Origin of the sequence: Parvibaculum sp. (genome assembly GCF_030694575.1) — a bacterium.
GTDB lineage: Bacteria > Pseudomonadota > Alphaproteobacteria > Parvibaculales > Parvibaculaceae > Parvibaculum.
The window spans coordinates 1-2,207 of record NZ_JAUYUS010000017.1 but is presented as its reverse complement, the minus strand read 5'-3'; the positions used below and the strand labels follow the sequence as shown (position 1 = coordinate 2,207).

Below are 2,207 nucleotides of genomic sequence, written 5' to 3'. Positions count from 1 at the left end.
TCACTTCCGGTCGCACATATCCTCCGCGCGACTGGCGAAATCAGATGGGTCACCATCGGGGAGCGCGGAGACTGGTCTTTCGAGCCGATCGCCTGGGCAGCACTTCTACATGCTGGCCGGGCGTTTTTGTTTTCAGGCATCGAAGGAGACCGCCCCATGACGACCTCACAGGAACGAGCCAGGCTCGCCCAGACCGACAATGAAATCTTTCTCGCGCTCAAGGGCGAGGAAGCGCGGCAACGCGCGGGCCTCGAACTGATTCCGTCGGAAAACTACGCCTTCCCCGAAGTGCTGACCCTGCTCGGCTCCGCCTTCACCAACAAATATTCGGAAGGCTATCCGGGCCGGCGCTATTACGGCGGGCAGGAATATACCGACCGCATCGAGACGCTGGCGCGCGACCGGGCCAAGGCGCTCTTCCGCGCGGAACACGCGAATGTGCAGCCGCTGTCCGGCTCGCCGATGAACCAGGCGGTTTATCTCGGCCTCCTCGAGCCCGGCGACACCATCCTCGCCATGGACCTCAGCCATGGCGGGCATCTCACGCATGGCGCGCCGGTCAGCCATATGGGCCGCCTCTTCAATTTCGTGCGCTACAAGACGGACCCCACGAACGGCGCCATCGACTTCGACCATCTCCGTGCCGTCGCACGCGAGACCAAGCCGAAGCTCGTCGTCTGCGGCTACTCTTCTTACCCGCGCGACTACGACTATGCGGATTTCAAGCGCGTCGCCGATGAAGTGGGCGCGCTCACCATGGCGGATGTTTCCCATATCGGCGGGCTCATCGCGGCCAACGTCATGCGCAACCCGATGGATGCGGGCTTCGACGTCATGACGACGACGACGCACAAGTCGCTGCGCGGCCCGCGCGGCGGGCTCATTCTCTGCAAGGCGGAGTTCGCGAAGAAGATCGACGCTTCGGTGTTCCCCGGCCTTCAGGGCGGCCCACATATGAACCAGGTGGCGGCGGCCGCCGTCACCTTCCGCCTCGCCGCCATGCCCGCCTTCCGCGACTACGCGAAACAGGTTCTCACAAACGCGAAGGCCCTCGCCGCGGCGCTCACGGAACGTCAGGTGAAGCTCGTCACCGGCGGCACCGACAATCACCTTCTCGTCATCGACACGGTCGCGAGTTTCGGCATCGACGGTGCCGTGGCGCAAGAGGCACTCGACCGCGTCGGCCTCACCACCAACAAGCAGGTGATCCCCGACGATCCCAACCCGCCGATGCGCCCCTCCGGCCTTCGCCTCGGCACGCCGGCGGCGACGGCGCGCGGCATGGGGAACAAGGAAATGACGGAGATAGCCGAAATCATCGCCGCCGCGCTCAACGCGAAAGGAGACGCCGCAACGGAGACGGCCCTCGCCGCCCGCACGCGCGCACTCACTTCGCGCTTCCCCGTGGACGGGCTCTAAAGCCGCTCGGCAATCGCCATGGCGGCGGCGGGGTTGCGCACCTTGGCGCCGCTGATGACATAGAGAAAGACGTCGCGGCCGGATTTGAGCGGCTTGTGCCTGCTCACGGTCTCGACGTCTTTCGGCGCGTCGCCCGCGGCCCATTCCTTCGCGCGTTTCGCCCAGGCGTCGAGCGCCTTCTTCGGATAGCCGAGCTTCTCGTCCTCGCTCGTTCCCATGGCGCGCACATAGATGAAAGATGCCGTGGCATCGCCGATCTGCGGATATTCGGCATCGGCGGCGGTCACCACGGCGACGCCATATTCCCTCGCCAGCGCGATGAAGTCCGGCGACTTGAAACTTTCGTGACGTACTTCGACGGCGTGGCGGAGGTCGCGCCCGCCCAGACTCTTCGGCAGCAGCTTCAGGAACCCTTCGAAATCTTCCGGATCGAATTTCTTCGTCTGCGCGAACTGCCAGTTGATGGGTCCAAGCTTCTCTTTCAGCTCCGTCAGGCCGCTTTCCAGAAACCGCTCAATGGAAGACCCGGCCTCCGACAGTACGCGGCGGTTGGTGGCGAAGCGCGGGCCTTTCAATGCGAAGACGAAACCGTCCGGCGTCTCGTCGTGCCACTTGCGAAAGCTGTCGGGCTTCTGCGAGCCGTAATAGGTGCCGTTGATCTCGATGGTCGAGAGTTTGCTGCTCGCATATTCGAGTTCGCGCTTCTGCGTCAGCCCGTCGGGATAGAAGGTGCCGCGCCACGGCTCGAACACCCAGCCGCCGATCCCCACCCGGATTTTCTTCGCCAT

At 64.2% G+C, this 2,207-nt stretch carries 2 protein-coding genes and 1 riboswitch; of the genes, one reads left to right on the top strand and one right to left on the bottom strand.

The genetic code is table 11. The annotated features are described in order from the left end of the window. The first annotated feature begins 17 nt into the window (after positions 1 to 17). Positions 18 to 105: riboswitch (ZMP/ZTP riboswitch) on the top strand. Between the two features lie 51 nt (positions 106 to 156). Further along, on the top strand, positions 157 to 1,419 hold the full coding sequence (glyA, locus tag Q8S60_RS03205; RefSeq protein ID WP_305276075.1) for a serine hydroxymethyltransferase: 1,263 nt from the start codon (positions 157 to 159) through the stop codon (positions 1,417 to 1,419). On the opposite strand, the gene Q8S60_RS03200 is transcribed toward glyA, so the two are convergent. Then, a complete protein-coding gene (locus Q8S60_RS03200; protein ID WP_305276074.1) occupies positions 1,416 to 2,207 on the bottom strand; it encodes a DUF72 domain-containing protein in 792 nt (263 codons plus the stop codon). The genes glyA and Q8S60_RS03200 overlap by 4 nt on opposite strands.

Excerpts from the sequence above, each read along its gene's own strand:
- glyA (WP_305276075.1), top strand. The coding sequence starts at position 157 with ATGACGACCTCACAGGAACGAGCCAGGCTCGCCCAGACCGACAATGAA.
- Q8S60_RS03200 (WP_305276074.1), bottom strand. The coding sequence starts at position 2,207 with ATGGCGAAGAAAATCCGGGTGGGGATCGGCGGCTGGGTGTTCGAGCCG.